General features: G+C 66.7%; 10 protein-coding genes and 1 pseudogene. 3 read left to right on the forward strand and 8 right to left on the reverse strand.

From position 1 onward, the window contains the following. Window positions 1–10: 10 nt before the first annotated feature. Genes L3V85_RS02535 through L3V85_RS02545 form a run of 3 tightly spaced genes read right to left on the reverse strand, consistent with a single transcriptional unit; the run spans window position 11 to window position 2,835 of the window. Window positions 11–1,237: an NAD(P)/FAD-dependent oxidoreductase gene (locus tag L3V85_RS02535; protein WP_237677855.1), complete on the reverse strand. Its 1,227-nt coding sequence runs from the start codon at window positions 1,235–1,237 to the stop codon at window positions 11–13. 7 nt (window positions 1,238–1,244) lie between these two features. Then, complete coding sequence (locus L3V85_RS02540; RefSeq protein WP_237677856.1) at window positions 1,245–1,568, reverse strand: 2Fe-2S iron-sulfur cluster-binding protein; 324 nt, start codon at window positions 1,566–1,568, stop codon at window positions 1,245–1,247. A gap of 40 nt (window positions 1,569–1,608) precedes the next feature. Continuing rightward, window positions 1,609–2,835, reverse strand: coding sequence for a cytochrome P450 (locus tag L3V85_RS02545; protein WP_237677857.1), 1,227 nt, complete (start codon window positions 2,833–2,835; stop codon window positions 1,609–1,611). A gap of 121 nt (window positions 2,836–2,956) precedes the next feature. Here L3V85_RS02545 and L3V85_RS02550 point away from each other — a divergent pair, with 121 nt between their 5' ends. Further along, complete coding sequence (locus L3V85_RS02550; protein ID WP_237677858.1) at window positions 2,957–3,742, forward strand: IclR family transcriptional regulator domain-containing protein; 786 nt, start codon at window positions 2,957–2,959, stop codon at window positions 3,740–3,742. A gap of 9 nt (window positions 3,743–3,751) precedes the next feature. Here L3V85_RS02550 and L3V85_RS02555 read toward each other — a convergent pair whose 3' ends face one another. The 3 genes and pseudogenes from L3V85_RS02555 to L3V85_RS02565 all read right to left on the reverse strand — a co-directional run bounded on the left by L3V85_RS02555 (window position 3,752) and on the right by L3V85_RS02565 (window position 8,272). Then, on the reverse strand, window positions 3,752–4,087 hold the full coding sequence (locus L3V85_RS02555; RefSeq protein ID WP_237677859.1) for an alpha-hydroxy-acid oxidizing protein: 336 nt from the start codon (window positions 4,085–4,087) through the stop codon (window positions 3,752–3,754). 168 nt (window positions 4,088–4,255) lie between these two features. Beyond that, window positions 4,256–7,167: pseudogene (locus L3V85_RS02560) on the reverse strand (Tn3 family transposase). Window positions 7,168–7,969: 802 nt separating this feature from the next. Then, the gene (locus L3V85_RS02565) at window positions 7,970–8,272 is read right to left on the reverse strand and encodes a putative quinol monooxygenase (protein WP_237677860.1); all 303 of its coding nucleotides are present in this window, start codon (window positions 8,270–8,272) and stop codon (window positions 7,970–7,972) included. A gap of 78 nt (window positions 8,273–8,350) precedes the next feature. On the opposite strand from L3V85_RS02565, the gene L3V85_RS02570 reads away from it, so the two are divergent. Then, window positions 8,351–9,334 carry an IS5 family transposase gene (locus tag L3V85_RS02570; protein WP_237676703.1) on the forward strand — a complete coding sequence of 328 codons (984 nt, stop codon included), beginning with the start codon at window positions 8,351–8,353 and terminating at the stop codon, window positions 9,332–9,334. 215 nt (window positions 9,335–9,549) lie between these two features. On the opposite strand, the gene L3V85_RS02575 is transcribed toward L3V85_RS02570, so the two are convergent. Continuing rightward, the gene (locus L3V85_RS02575; RefSeq protein WP_237677861.1) at window positions 9,550–10,287 is read right to left on the reverse strand and encodes a 16S rRNA (uracil(1498)-N(3))-methyltransferase; all 738 of its coding nucleotides are present in this window, start codon (window positions 10,285–10,287) and stop codon (window positions 9,550–9,552) included. 69 nt (window positions 10,288–10,356) lie between these two features. Further along, complete coding sequence (locus L3V85_RS02580; RefSeq protein ID WP_237677862.1) at window positions 10,357–11,454, reverse strand: aminoglycoside phosphotransferase family protein; 1,098 nt, start codon at window positions 11,452–11,454, stop codon at window positions 10,357–10,359. Between the two features lie 236 nt (window positions 11,455–11,690). Between L3V85_RS02580 and L3V85_RS02585 the strand changes: the two genes are divergently transcribed. Beyond that, a complete protein-coding gene (locus L3V85_RS02585; protein ID WP_237677863.1) occupies window positions 11,691–14,285 on the forward strand; it encodes an LPS-assembly protein LptD in 2,595 nt (864 codons plus the stop codon). Window positions 14,286–14,297 lie beyond the last annotated feature (12 nt).

The following is a 14,297-nucleotide window of genomic DNA, read 5'->3' on the forward strand; positions in this document are numbered from 1 at the left end:
CTGTGTTGGTTCAAGGAGCGACAAGCGCCGCCAGCTTCACGCTGGGGTCGGCGGCTTGCGTGGAGGAGATGGGTGTGCCGGCGGCGAGCAGCTTGCGCGCGGCCATGTGGTCGGCGGCGCTGTTGATCGACTCCACGGCCGACAGGCGGCCGTCGCGAAAGCGCAAGACCGAGAACTTGCCGGCGGCCGGGTCGCCGCGTAGCACGGCGCTGTCGCCAGCTTCGGCGAGACCGGCGATCTGCAGGCGGTTGTCGCCCTGGTCGCTCCAGAACCAGGGTACCTTGGCGTAAGGCTCGGCCTTGCCGACGATGCGGGCGGCGACGCAGCGGGCCTGGTCGACGGCGTTCTGCACCGACTCGATCCGCACCGGTGCGTCGCAATAGCCGGCGGGATAGCGGGCGCAGTCGCCGATGGCCGAAATGAAGGGGTCGCTGGTCGCCAGGTGCCGGTCGACGACGATGCCGGCCTGCACCTGCAGGCCGGCGCTGGTAGCCAGTTCCACGTTGGGTTCGACGCCGATGCCGACGACCACCAGGTCGGCCGCGACGGACTCGCCGCCGGTGGTGAGGACGGCCTCGACGCGGCCACCGCCGCCGGTGAAAGCGGTGACGCCGGTTCCCATGCTGAACTCCACGCCCCGGGCGAGCTGTGCCTGCGCCAGGTAATCGGCCGTCGTCGCGGACACGGCGCGGAGGAGGGCGCGGTCGGCGAACTCGATCACCCGCACCTCCAGGCCCAGTTGGCGCGCCATCACGGCGACTTCGAGCCCGATGAAGCCTGCGCCGACCACCACCAGCCGGCGCGCCTCGCGCAAGCGGCCCAGGAGGGCCTGCGCATCGGCCCGCGTGCGCAGCGCCAGCACGCCCTGCAGGTTCACACCCGCAACCGCGGGCATCCGGGCGCGGGCGCCGGTGGCAAGGACAAGGTGCTCGTAAGCCAGCGACGCTCCCGAGGCGAGCGTCACCCGACGCGCGCCTCGGTCGATGTTCGTCACCCGGTCCGGCGCGATCAACGCGATGTTGCGCTCGGCATAGAAGGCGGCCGGCCGCAGCTCGATCTGGCCGGCATCCGTCTTTCCCGCGAGGAAGGACTTGGACAGCGGCGGGCGCTGGTACGGCAGGCCGGGCTCCTCGCCGACCAGCGTGACGGGGCCTTGGTAGCCCTCGTCGCGCAGCGAGGTCGCGAGCTGGAAGCCGCCCTGTCCGCTGCCGACCACGATCACGCCAGGCTGTTGCATGCGCGCTTCAGACCTGGTGCGAGGGGATGTGGACGATGAGTTGCTCGACCCCGGGCTGCAGCACCAGCTGGCAGCTCAAGCGGCTGTTCTCGCGCCGGCCGCTGGCGGCGCTGTCGAGCATTTCGTTTTCGACCTCGCTGACCGGGTCCACCAGCGCCCGGCTGGCGTCGTCGATGTAGACGTGGCAGGTGGCGCACATGGCGGCGCCGCCGCACTCGGCGACGATGCCGGGGATGCTGTTGGCAACGGCCGTGAGCATGACGGTGGCGCCGGTGTTGGCGGCAACGGAGCGGCGTGCGCCGTCCGGCTGGACGTACGTGATCTGGGGCATGGGCGCCTCTGGAGCGGAAGGGGTGGGAAGAAGGAGAAGCTCAGCCCGCGCTGATGCTCACGGGCATGCTGGTGTAGCCGCGCACGGAGTTGTTGTAGTGGATGACGGGCTTGCCTTCGAGCCGGATGTGCTTGACCCGCCTGGCCAGCGCCGTCAGCACGATCTCGCCTTCGAGGCGGGCGATCATCTGGCCGGCGCAGCCATGGATGCCGGTGCCGAAGGCCATGTTGCCGGCGGCGCGGCGGCTGACGTCGAACTTGTCGGCGCTGTCGCCCCAGCGGCGCGGGTCGCGGTTGGCCGAGCCGATGAAGACGCAGACCTTCTGCTCGTTGGCCATCGTTGCGCCGGCCACTTCCACTTCGCGGGTGGTGGTGCGGTAGAACGAGTGGAAGGTGCTTTCGAAGCGCAGCACCTCCTCCAGCGCCTGCCGGGCCATCGACGGATTGGCATGCACCAGCGCCCACTGGTCCGGATAGCGGGCGAACGACAGGATCGCGTTGCACAGCGTAAAGACGGTGGTGTCGAGGCCGGCGGAGAGCAGGGTGCGCACCAGCATCGGCGCTTCTTCCGGCGCCAGCAGGCCGTCGTCGGCCGCCTTGTACAACTGTGCGCCGAAGCCGTCCGGCGTCAGGTTCTCGCGCTTGCAGACTTCCGTGACCCACGCGATGGCGCCGGCCTGCGCCTTGTCCAGGCAGGCCTTGAAACGGTCGTTGACCGGGCCGAAGGCGTTGAACACCATGTCGCCATAGGCAAGCAGGTACTTCTCGCGACCTTCCGCCGGGATGCCGACGGCGTCGGCGAACACCTTGAGCGGATAGGCCTCGCACAGGTCGGTGACGGCGTCGAAGCTGCCCTGTTCGAGCACGCGATCGACCAGCAGTTCGGCCTGGTGTTCGAAGGTCGCACGCAGCTTGTTGATCGCGGCAGGGGCCAGCAGGCCGGCCACCACCTTGCGGGTGCGGCCGTGCATCGGCGGGTCGACCTCCAGGATGATGCTGGGCTTGCGCCACGCCTCCTGCACGTGGAAATTGGCCAGGCCGACACCGCCGCTCGAGCAGAAGGTGGCCGCGTCGCGCAGCACCATGTCGATCTCGGCGTGGCGTGCGATGCCGAAGGCGTCGTAGCGGCTCAGATAGAACACCGGGCCCAGCTCCCGCAGCATCTCGTAGTGCGGATAGGGGTCGTCGAGCACAGCGTCCGCATAGGGATCGAAGTCCGTGACGGGGACGGTGACCTCGGTCGGCCGGAGCGTATGAGCGCTGGTCATTGCTGCTGTTCCTTGTCTTGTGCGGTGCCTGTTCGAGCAGCCCGAAGTTTCGTCCCGAGTTTGACCTGGGTCAACGAATTTGCACTTATAGTTCGCATATCGAACTTTGGAGGCGAAAAAGATGGTGGCCCAGCGCGAGCAGAAGGACCCGGTCAAGGAGGAGAAGGAGTACGTGATGGGGCTGGAGAAGGGCCTCGCGATCGTCGAAGCCTTCGGCATCGCCAAGGGGCCGCTGACGCTGACCCAGGCGGCGGAGATCACCGGCCATACCAAGGCCGCCGTGCGCCGCAGCCTGCTGACCCTGTGCAGGCTGGGTTACGCCGCGCAGGACGGCCGGCAGTTCCGGCTGGCGCCGCGCTCGCTGCGGCTGGGCCATGCCTACGTCGCCTCGGACCCGCTGACCAAGGTGGCGCAGCCGATCCTGGAGATGACCAGCGAACGCACGAAGGAGTCGGCATCGATCGCAGTGCTGGACGCACAGGACGCGGTGTTCGTCGCCCGTTCCACGCACCGCCGCAGCCTGTCCAGCGGACTGGGCGTGGGCGTGCGCCTGCCGGCCTATGCCAGCGCGACGGGGCGCGTGCTGCTGTCCGAGAAACCGCCGGCGGAGGTCGAGTTCATGCTGAACCGGATGTCGCGTCCGGCGCTGACGCCCCATACGCGCACTGCCATGACGGGGATCATGAAAGAGATTGCCCGCGTCCGCACGCACGGCTACGCCATCAGCGACGAGGAGCTGGAGATCGGCCTGCGCTCGATCGCCGTCCCGATCCGCACCGGCCGCGGGGAACTCATCGCTGCGATGAGCCTGTCGGTTGCCACCAGCCGCATGACGCGCGAGCAGGTGATCGAGAAACTGGTGCCGGAGCTGGAGACGGCGCGGCGCACCTTCGCGGCGCTGCTCTGAAGGCGAGGGCTATGGCAGCGCCGGCAGTCCGAAGTCCGGCACCTCGCCGCGGCGCAGCAGGTGTTGCGGCCCGAGATCGTCGACGCGGTTGACCCCGAGCAGACCGAGGTCGCAGTCGATCTCACGCAGCAGGATGTTCACCGCATGGGCGACCCCCTCGGCGCCGGCGATGCTTGCGGGGGTCTCCTTGATTTCAGTGCAAAAAGTGACGGTTCGACCGACGAGCGTTGGCGCGGGTTCTGGCGGTTCGTCACGCGCAAGTGCTTGTCGGGGTCTCCTTGATTTCAGTGCAAAAAGTGACGGTTCGACCGACGAGCGTTGGCGCGGGTTCTGGCGGTTCGTCACGCGCAAGTGCTTGTCGGGGTCTCCTTGATTTCAGTGCAAAAAGTGACGGTTCGACCGACGAGCGTTGGCGCGGGTTCTGGCGGTTCGTCACGCGCAAGTGCTTGTCAGACAATGGGTTTCTGTTGGTCCTCCAATCAGGCTGCAGCCCGCACCAATGTTGGGTTGATTTCAGCCGCTGGTGCTTGTTTTCGCCGCAGTTTGCGACGGCAGGATCTGCCCCGCGTAGCGCTCCAGTGGGAAGCGGAAGACGCCGCGCAGGTTGATGCCCTCAAGGCGGGTCGGCGCGATGCGCCCAGTCAGCTCCGGCGGCACGATCTGGCGCCTGTTGGCCCAACGATCCAGCACCGACTGCATCTGCGCCGTGTTCCACGCCATCACGATGTTGGCCAGCAGGCTCAAGGCGTCGGCCACCGCCTGCATCTCGTCGGATCGGCGGGCCTGGGCCGGCCCAACACGGCCGGTGTAGATGGCGCGCTTGAGCGCGTTCACCGCCTCGCCCCGGTTGAGAACCCGGCGCAGTTCCCTGCGGAAGCCGGCGTTGACGAAGTAGTCCGCCAGGAAGGCCGTCCTGAGCAGCTTGCCCAGCTGCACACCGGCGTCGTAGATCGGGTCTCCCCTGGCCGCCGACCCGAACCTGGCCAGCGCCGCCACCGCGCTGGCATGGCCCGACATCACCGACGCAGCCAGATGCACCAGGTTGTCCCAATGGGTTTCGATCAGTGCCGTGTCAACGCTAGCCTCGCACACGGCGGCAATCTCTTCGGGGATCTTCATTCCTCGAGGCACGAACAGGTGGCGTTGCCGCAGTTCGCGCAGCCGCGGGCACAGATCGAAGCCCAGCAGACGCGACAGCGCCATCGCGAAGTCGGTGTAGCCGTGCGTGTCGACGGCGAGCTGGGACGTCTCGATGCGTTCCTGCCGCACGACCCCTTCGATCGCCGCACCGGCCTGCCGCTCGTTGAGCACGATCGGCTGGGCGTGGAAGATTCCCCAGCGATCGCGCACGTGGCTGTACACGCCGATGGAAGCTGTCTGACGCCGTGGATCCTGGCGTGCCTGCCATACGCGGCGGCTGGTCTCCAGGCTCATCATGTCCGACGAGGCCAGATCTGCGCGGCCCCAGGTCGTCGCGATGGCATGGCGCTGCATGAACTCCAGCACCGCCTGGCAGGCCAGCGCCAGGCGTCGCTCATCGCCCGCCCAGCGCATGGCTTGGCGGATGCTGGTGGCCGACAGTTGCGGGATCATGCGCGCGCATTCTGCAGCCGTCAGGCTCGTGCCGTGCGCCAGGATGCGGCGTAGACCATCAGCAGTTCCTGGCCTGATCTTGGCTCGCGCCCGAGCATGATCCAGCTGAAGCGCACCTGCGCATCCACGGCCAGGATGACCTCGGGCAACTGCACCTCGCCGATGCGCTGGTCGAGTCGCGTGCGCAACTTGGTGACTTGCGGATCTTCTTCGTCGGCGGCCAGCGGCGCCAGGTGCAGTTCATCATCCACGCGCAGCAATCCTGCGCGCGTGGCGGCAGCCACCGCGTCGACGCCGGCGCGAACGCGTGCAAGCAGCGGCGCGAGGAAGTCGCTCGCCTTGGCCGGCAGTTGCAGCCGGGCGTAGTGCCGCCGGGCCTCAGCTTTCCAGCGCTCGTCGGGCAGGAACAGCCGCTCGCGGCCGCGGAAGCTCAGGGAATGCTCAATCCAGACCGAGCCGTTGCGCAGCGCTCGGCGCAGGGCGAACAAGGTGGCGACTTCCAGCGCCCGCAAGGCACGGTCGCGGTCAAGGTCGGCAATGGCTTCTCGCCATGCCGGGCCCAGGCGCGGCGCCGTGACCTCGGCCGGCAGGCTCTTGGTGCCGGCCGCGTACTGGGCGCGCAGCTTGTCCAGCGCGTCCAGGACCGGATGCTCGCCTGTGGCCTGCCAGGACAGCCCGCTCACGGCCACCAGCAGCGAGCGCACCGGTGCATTGGCGTCGATCAGGTGCTGGCGGATGACCGACGCCCGACTGGGTGCGCGCCTGGCACGCTTGGCCGCGACCAGATCTCTCAGGCGCGCGCGCAGTTCGACATCCGGTACGGTCTCCTGCGCCACAAGATCGGCCAGCTCCCGAAGCAACTGCTGGTACTGCTGGGCCCAGTCGACAGTGGCGCTCACGCCGTCGGCGCAGTGCCGCCACAAGTCGGCAACGCGGCGCTGGAACATGAGGATGAGCTGGTCGGTGGCTGTCAGCAGGCAGTAACGCAGGAAGCAGGCCATCTCGAGCGTGCGCGCCGGCTCCTTGATCCGGGCGCTGACCGAGGGCGGCCTGCTGGCCATGCGCCGCGCATAGCGGCGCACCAACACGTCGTTGAGATCACCCAAGTGTTGATCGATGCCCAACTCCGTCAGGAACGCGATGCGCTCGAGCACCTCGGCGATCTGGCGTGTGGAGTGCTTGGCCGGTGCGCTCCACAGCCAGCTCTGGCAGTGCTGACCGTCCGCTCGGGTGCAGTCCAATGCCAACGACCAACGCTTCAAGGTGACGGCCAATGCCGCGGCTCGGATGGACTGGGCCGTGACGGCCTCGAGCTCGGTCAGTGCCGCCGCCACCAGGCCGCGGATGACGCGGTCGTGCACGATGAGCAGCCGGTGTTCGTAGAGCCAATGCCGGGCATGCAGGAGCAGCCGTTCGCGGTCGGCGCTGTGCGCCACCTCATCGCGCAGGATCCGTACCAACGCGCGGCGCTGGTGCTCAGTCATCCAGGCGAAGCCCAGTACCTCGCAGGCCTGCTGCTGGTGATCGAACAGGGTGCGGCCGCGGGCGTACAGTGCACGCAGCGACGCAAGGTCTGGCGCCTCGAGGTCCAACATCTGGCCCAGGTGACGCAGCAACAACGCTGGCACCGCGCGCACGCTGTTCAGTGGCCGGCCGCTCATGCGCACAAAGCCGATGTGCAGCGCCAGCCCCAACTTGTGGTTGTCGCCCCGCCGCCGTGCGATCAGCTCAAGCTCGCCGCGACTGAAGCTGAAGAAGGCCTGGAGCTCGAACTCGGTAAGTTCACGCGGGAGGTCGCGCAGGCCCAAGTACGATGTCTGCCAGCCTTGCATCGCCGCTGCTCCTCTTGGATCGGAAAGCAGCCAAAGATACGCCCCGCCGCAGTGAACAGCAATCCTTTTGAAATCAACAACTTATAAAACCAGAGCCGCGCCGCTACTGGCGATCGGAACCGTCACTTTTTGCACTGAAATCAAGGGGACACCTTCTTGGTCTGGTGCATGTTCGGGTCGTGTATTGCGGAAACTTCGTAGGTCACTTCGTATTGCAATGCCTGGAAGTTTCTGCATGCGCGTGACAGTCCGGTGATGCGGGGCTTTCTTGCGCGCAATCCGTCGCTGGACGTCAGCGTGCTGATGCGGTCAGTGGCAAGACACCATCAAGGATGGAGTGGTCGCACTCCGCCTGGGCGAGTTCGCGGACCCAGCGGCCACCACGCGCCTGATCGGCCAGACGAACCCAGTGGTCGTGGCCTTGCCGACTTATCGAAGTCGAATGGACTGCCTCGAATGCCTGACGACTTGGCTGCCCGCGCGGCCATTGTCGAGGATGCCGCCACGAGAGCGGGAACATGGTCATTTCGGAGGGATGGCCACAACGTGTCGGCCCGCATCAATAACCGGCAACCTTCACGGTAACTATGCGGCCGCAGCCGCTGCCGTGGCGGAAATGGCTGATGCGACCACAGCGCTGGGCTTGCCCTTACTCACCCGCGGCTTATTGATCCAACTGGGTTCCAATTGGATGATGGGTGAGGTTGAGGCCCGCAGCATAATTACGCCGGGCCGACGACCGATGTCCTCGGCTCGCGCGCAGGTCAAGTATCTGATTGCGGACTGCGTCGCGAGCGCGTTGTCAGCCAGGTAACTTCGCCGCGAGCAGATCGATCTTCTCGATGTTCGGCGGGGTGCTAAGCAACGCGGCTGCATTGGCCATCAGCGCCGCGGCGATCTGGCCATGCAGATGGGCTTCCCGGCCTTCCTCGTCAGCGAAGGTATCGAACACACCAAACGTCGACGGGCCGAATTGCAGGGCGAACCAGGTGGTGGTGCCCGACTCGGCGTTGGCGAGCGGCAACGCGCCAGCCAGGAACGTGGCAACAGCGGCCTCCTGGCCGGGCTTGGCTTCGAGACGGACGAACAGGGCAAATTTGGACATTGAGGGCGTTGGTGCATGGATACTGCGCAGGCGTTCTGTTAGGCTCGCGGCCCTGATAAAAAGACCGCCTCCCGCCACATGCCCAACAAATTCAACGCCGATCACCGCCATCATATTCCGAAGATGCGGCACTTCGTGCGTAACTGGCCCGAATATGAATCGGGACTTCGCAACCGTGGCAGCCTGACGTTCTGGGTTACCCCGCAGGCGATGCAACTCTGGCCAGCCCAAGCGCGCAGCACACCAGGCGGGCAGTCCATCTATTCGAATCAGGCCATCCAAACCAGCCTGATGCTGCGCCTGGTATTTGGCCAAGCCCTGCGACAAACCGAGGGTTTGATGAGGTCGATTTTCCAGCTTCTCGAGATTGATCTGAAGGCCCCCGACCACACTACCTTGAGTCGCCGAAGCATGACCCTCAAGGCTTTGCCACGCCAGTGCGCGCTGCCCGCCGGGCCGCTGCATTTGTTGATCGACAGCACCGGGCTGAAGCTGTTTGGCGCAGGCGAATGGCTGCAGAAAAAGCACGGACAAAAGTCGCGGCGTAGCTGGAGAAAGCTGCACTTGGCAGTGGACGCCAGCACGGGGCACATCGAGGCGTCGGTCTTGACTGGCCAGGATGTCGATGACCCATCTCAGGTTGGTCCACTGCTTGATCAGATCGAGCACGAAGTCGCCTCTGTTACCGCCGACGGCGCCTATGACGGCGAGCCAACCTACGAGCGGATTGCCCAACGCGATACGCAAATCGACGTCATTATTCCACCGCGCGTTACCGCCCAGCCCAGCGCGCAATTCGAGGCAGCGCCGACCACACGCGACAACCACCTGTTGATGATTCAAAGCTTGGGACGGCTGGAGTGGCAAGAGGCCTATGGCTACGGCAAACGTGCGCTGGTGGAAACCACGATGGGTCGCTTCAAGGCCATCATCGGGCCAAAGTTGCGTGCCCGTGATCCACGTGGCCAGCAGGCCGAGGCAAATGCTGCGGTGGCGGTGCTCAACCGCATGCTGAGCGCTGGACGCCCGAACTCCGTCCGCACTTCAGCAGCTGCCGTCTAAGCCCCTGCGGGGTTGGGGTAACCCCGGTCCCAGCGGTATCCATGCACCAACGCCGGCCTGGACACCCTGCGCCGCGCAAAGGGCGGCAATCACGAGAAAGGCGGGTCGCAGCGCGCGAGACAGGCTGGGCATGGAAGCAAAAGTCCTTCTTTTGTCTTAATGAAGTAACGATTGTTTCCCAAGCGCTCCGCGTCCGCCTCGCGGAAAACACCGCTTCAAACGGCCTGAAGTTCGGCGAGCGATACCAGTGCGGCGAGTGCCGCCGTCTCGGCACGCAGCACGCGCGAACCGAGGGTGATGGGGGCGAAGCCCCGGGCGATGGCTTCCTGCTCTTCGGTGCCGCTCAGGCCGCCTTCGGGCCCGCTGAGCACCAGGACACCCCGACCGTCGTCGGGCTGCACCGTAGCGATTCCGCGGGTGCCGTCGGCGAGGCTCAGCACGAGGCGTTCGGCGGTGTCGGCACCTTGCTGTTGCTGCGCGGCTATCCAGCCTGAAAAGGTCTGCACCGGATGGATCACCGGCACGCGGTTGCGGCCGCACTGCTCGCAGGCCGCGACGGCGATCGCTTCCCAGTGCGCACGCTTCTTTTCGGCGCGCTCGCCCGACAGGCGCAGCACGCCGTGGGCGGTGGCCAGCGGCTGGATGCTCGACACACCCAGCTCGGTGGCTTTCTCGACCAGCCAGTCCATGCGCTCGTTGGCCGGCATGCCGACCGCGAGGTGCACTGCGCGCGAGGCTTCCCGCTCCACCGGCTGGTGGGCGCCGACCGTCACTGCGACGTCGCTGCGGCCCATGCGCTCGACGGTGGCGGCATATTCGCCGCCCGCGCCGTCGAACAGCGTGAGCGCGTCGCCGGGCTGCATCCGCAGCACCTGCACATGGCGCGCGGCGCCCGCCGGCAGCGCCAGGCTGGCGCCGGCGGTCAGCGGCACGGAACAGTGAAAACGGGGCATGCTATGAAATCAATAGCTGCGAGCGACCGTTGTACGGGCGTCACAGGGTGATGCTTTTTCAGTCTTCCTTCAGACACGGCCGTAGGCGAAGCCGGTGATGGCCGAGGTGCCCTCGATTTCGTCGATCACGCGCACCAGCGGCGTCAGTTCCATGTAGCGGCCGGCGGTGGCGCGGATGTACGCGATGAAGCGCGGCGTGTCCGCCAGATAACGGGGCTTGCCGTCGCGCAGCGTGATGCGCGCGAAGATGCCGGCCACCTTCAGGTGGCGCTGCAGCCCCATCCACTCGACGGCCCGGTAGAAGGCGCCGAAGTCTTCGTCGACCGGCAGGCCGGCCTTGCGCGCGGCGACCCAGTAACGAATGGTGATGTCGAGCACGAATTCCTCGTCCCAGCTGAGGAAGGCGTCGCGCATCAGGCTGGCGATGTCGTAGGTGATGGGGCCGTAGACCGCGTCCTGGAAGTCGAGCACGCCCAGCTTTGGGCCGCTGCCGATCATTAGGTTGCGCGGCATGAAGTCGCGGTGCACGTAGACGCTGGGCGACGCGAGATTGCTGTCGACGATCAGCTTGAAGCTGCGGTCCAGGCGCTCCTTGAGCTTGCCCTCGACGGCAATGCCGCGGTGGCGGCCGATGTACCACTCGGGGAACAGGGCGAGTTCGCGCTCCAGCAGCGCCCGGTCATAGGGCGGCAGCACGCCGGGTTTGGAGGCCAGCTGCCAGCGGATCAGGGCGTCGATCGCCTCGTCGTAGAGCGGGCGGCTGGCGTCGGGGCGGGCGGGGTCGAGCACATCCAGCATGGTCTGGCGGCCCAGGTCATCGAGCAGCAGGAAGCCGTGGGGGCGGTCCCATTCGAGCACTGCCGGGGCCAGCACGCCGGCCTCGGCCATCAGCTTGGCCACCTGCACGAAGGGATCGCTGTTTTCCTTGTCCGGCGGGGCGTCCATCACGATGCGCGTGGGGGCGGCCGGGTCGGTGGTGTCGAGGCGGAAGTAGCGGCGGAAGCTCGCGTCCACCGAGGCGAGCCGGACGGTGTCCGGCAGCAGGCGGTGGGCGGGGGCGATGCCTTCCAGCCAGCCCCGGAACACTTCGGCCCGTTTCGGATCGGTCCAGGAAATGGGCTCGGCGGGACTTGGGGCCAATGGGGCCGGGGGCAAGGGTGCTGTCATGGATAATCGATTCTACAAATCCGCCTGGCGCGGCAATCCCGCTTGGCCGGCTTCCGGCCGATGCGGGTTGCTGCCGGCCCCTGCAACCCGCCGGCCTGCCGCGCCGTCTCCCCGACGATTCTTCGTTCCGAACCGATGCCTACGACCCAACGCCCTCACGCTTGGCACCTTGTGCGCTCGCTGCCCTCCCCCGGAGAGTCGCGGGCTTTCCTCGGAACGGCCGGGCGGGAGGCGTGATGCGCCGACGCAATACCCTGCCGCGTCCGCGGCGCATCAGCCCGCCGCTGCCGCTGGCCGTGTTGTCCCTTGCGCTGCTGCAGGCGCAGGGCGCGTCCGCCCAGCAGGCGCCCAGCCTCGACGGGCCCCTCACGCTGAAGCGCACGCCGCTGCTGACGGAAACCATCCCGCCCACCGAACGCGGCCAACTGCCCAGCCTGGTCACCGGCGACCGCATTTCCGGCCGCCCCGATCTGGAAACCGTGGTCGAGGGCAACGCCACGCTGCGGCGCGGCGCCCTCGGCATCACCGCCGACCGCCTGGAGTACTACCAGCCCGACGACCTCGCCAAGGCCACCGGCAACGTGCGGGTCAACCAGGGCGGCAACGTGTACGAAGGGCCGGAGCTGCAGCTCAAGCTCGAGACCTTCGAGGGCTTCTTCAACAACGTGCGCTACCAGTTCCTCGCGAACGAGGCGCACGGCGAGGCGCAGCGCATCGACTTCGTCGACGCCAACGTGTCGGTGGCCCGCCAGGCCACCTACACCACCTGCCGCCGGGAAGACTTCCCCGGCTGGATGCCGGCCTGGCTGCTGACCGCGACCACGCTGACCACCGACACCGAGGAAAACGAGGGCGTGGCCAAAAATGCGCGCCTGAGCTTCATGGGCATCACCACGCCGCCCATTCCCAGCGTGAGCTTTCCGCTGTCCAGCGAGCGCAAGAGCGGCCTGCTGCCCCCGACCATCGGCATCGACAACACCAACGGCATCGAGATCTCGCAGCCGTACTACTGGAACATCGCACCGAACCGCGACGCGACGATCACTCCGACGATCATGAGCAAGCGCGGCGTCGATTTCAGCAACGAATTCCGCTACCTCGAGAAGGATTACAAGGGCACTGTCCGCCTCGACTTCATGGGCAGCGACCGGCTGGTGGGCCAGCGCTACAACGAGTTGCGCAACACCCAGCTGCAGCAGCTGATGAGCGGGCAGATCCAGCCCCAGGACCTCACGCTCGGCAACGGTCCGGGTAGCACCCGTCGATGGGGTTTGTGGGCTACCCACCACCAGGATTTCGACGCCAAGGCGCTCGGGCTGGATTCGCTGGCCGCCAACATCAGCATCAACCGCGTGAGCGACAACGACTACTGGCGCGACTTCACGCGCACGCCGTCGCTCGCGCAGCGCCAGTTGCCGAACGACGCCTCGCTCAACTGGGCCAAGGGCGACTGGAGCGGCGGCATCCGCGCGCTGCAGTACCAGAACCTGCAGTACAACCTGTCGCCGATCACGCCGGCCTACGACCGGATGCCGCAGATCACCGCCAACTACAACAAGTACGACTGGCACGGCTTCGACGTTTCGCTCAACCTCGACTACACGCATTTCAGGGTCAACACGATCTTGAACGGCCAGCCGGGCTACGACCCCAACCAGCAATCGCAGCCCGACGGCGACCGCGCCATGGCCGTGGCCTCGATCAGCCGGCCGTTCATCACGCCGAGCTCCTACGTCATCCCCAAGCTGATGCTGAATGCGGCCACGTACAACTATTACCTGCCGCAGGCGGACATTCCCAAGCTCACCGTCAATGGCACGCAGTACGTGGGCGGCATTCCCTACAACCCGAATTCGCTTTATTTCTACCCGACCTCCAGCACCCGGACGGTGCCGACCTTCAGCATCGACAGCGGCCTGACCTTCGAGCGCGACACCAGTTATTTCGGCCGCGCCTTCCGCCAGACGCTGGAGCCGCGCGCCTATTACGTCTACACGCCGTACCGCAACCAGAACATGCTGCCGAACTACGATTCGGCGGCCAACGACTTCAGCTTCGCGACCATCTACACCGAGAACGCGTTCTCGGGCGGCGACCGGGTCTCGGACACCAATGCGCTCACGCTCGGCGTGACCTCGCGCCTGATCGATCCGGCCACCGGCGTCGAAGCGGCGCGCGTCGGCATCGCGCAGCGCCTGCGCTTCAGCAACCAGAACGTGGTGCTGCCCGGCGGCACGCCCGTGACCGACCGCTCGAGCGACCTGCTGATCGGCGGCCAGATCAACTGGACGCCGAAGTGGAGCGTGGACACGCTCGTCCAGTACAACCCCGATACGCGCAAGTCCGAGCGCTCCGCCATCAGCGCCCGGTACAACCCCGAGCCATATCACAACCTCAGTGCAGCCTTCCGCTACCAGGCGCCCAGCACGCCCACCGCCACGGACGGCAGCAAGTCGTTCGACGTGGGCTGGCAGTGGCCGGTCAACGACCTGTGGGGCGACAAGGGCAAGAACCTGGGCCCGGGCAAGGGCCAGGGCGGCGGACGCTGGTATGCGGTCGGCCGCATCAACTACGACCTGGACGGCAAGAAGGTCACCGACGGCGTGCTCGGCTTCGAGTACGACGGCTGCTGCTGGATCGGGCGCGTGGTGCTCCAGCGCACCACCACCGGCCTGGTGACGGCGAACACCCGCATCATGTTCCAGCTCGAATTCGTCGGCTTCTCCAGCATCGGCTCGAGCCCGATGCAGGCCCTGCGGCAGAACATCCAGCGCTACGAACCCCTGCGCCAACCTGGCGAAGCGCCCAGCCGCTTCACCAATTACGACTGAGACGACTGACTG

Source organism: Variovorax paradoxus, assembly GCF_022009635.1.
In the GTDB taxonomy this organism is placed as follows: domain Bacteria; phylum Pseudomonadota; class Gammaproteobacteria; order Burkholderiales; family Burkholderiaceae_C; genus Variovorax.

Bases quoted from the DNA above. Each gene is read 5' to 3' on its own strand.
- L3V85_RS02585 (WP_237677863.1), top strand. From the start codon at position 11,691: ATGCGCCGACGCAATACCCTGCCGCGTCCGCGGCGCATCAGCCCGCCG.
- L3V85_RS02550 (WP_237677858.1), top strand. From the start codon at position 2,957: ATGGTGGCCCAGCGCGAGCAGAAGGACCCGGTCAAGGAGGAGAAGGAG.
- L3V85_RS02540 (WP_237677856.1), bottom strand. From the start codon at position 1,568: ATGCCCCAGATCACGTACGTCCAGCCGGACGGCGCACGCCGCTCCGTT.
- L3V85_RS02535 (WP_237677855.1), bottom strand. From the start codon at position 1,237: ATGCAACAGCCTGGCGTGATCGTGGTCGGCAGCGGACAGGGCGGCTTC.
- L3V85_RS02565 (WP_237677860.1), bottom strand. From the start codon at position 8,272: ATGTCCAAATTTGCCCTGTTCGTCCGTCTCGAAGCCAAGCCCGGCCAG.
- L3V85_RS02570 (WP_237676703.1), top strand. From the start codon at position 8,351: ATGCCCAACAAATTCAACGCCGATCACCGCCATCATATTCCGAAGATG.
- L3V85_RS02580 (WP_237677862.1), bottom strand. From the start codon at position 11,454: ATGACAGCACCCTTGCCCCCGGCCCCATTGGCCCCAAGTCCCGCCGAG.
- L3V85_RS02545 (WP_237677857.1), bottom strand. From the start codon at position 2,835: ATGACCAGCGCTCATACGCTCCGGCCGACCGAGGTCACCGTCCCCGTC.
- L3V85_RS02575 (WP_237677861.1), bottom strand. From the start codon at position 10,287: ATGCCCCGTTTTCACTGTTCCGTGCCGCTGACCGCCGGCGCCAGCCTG.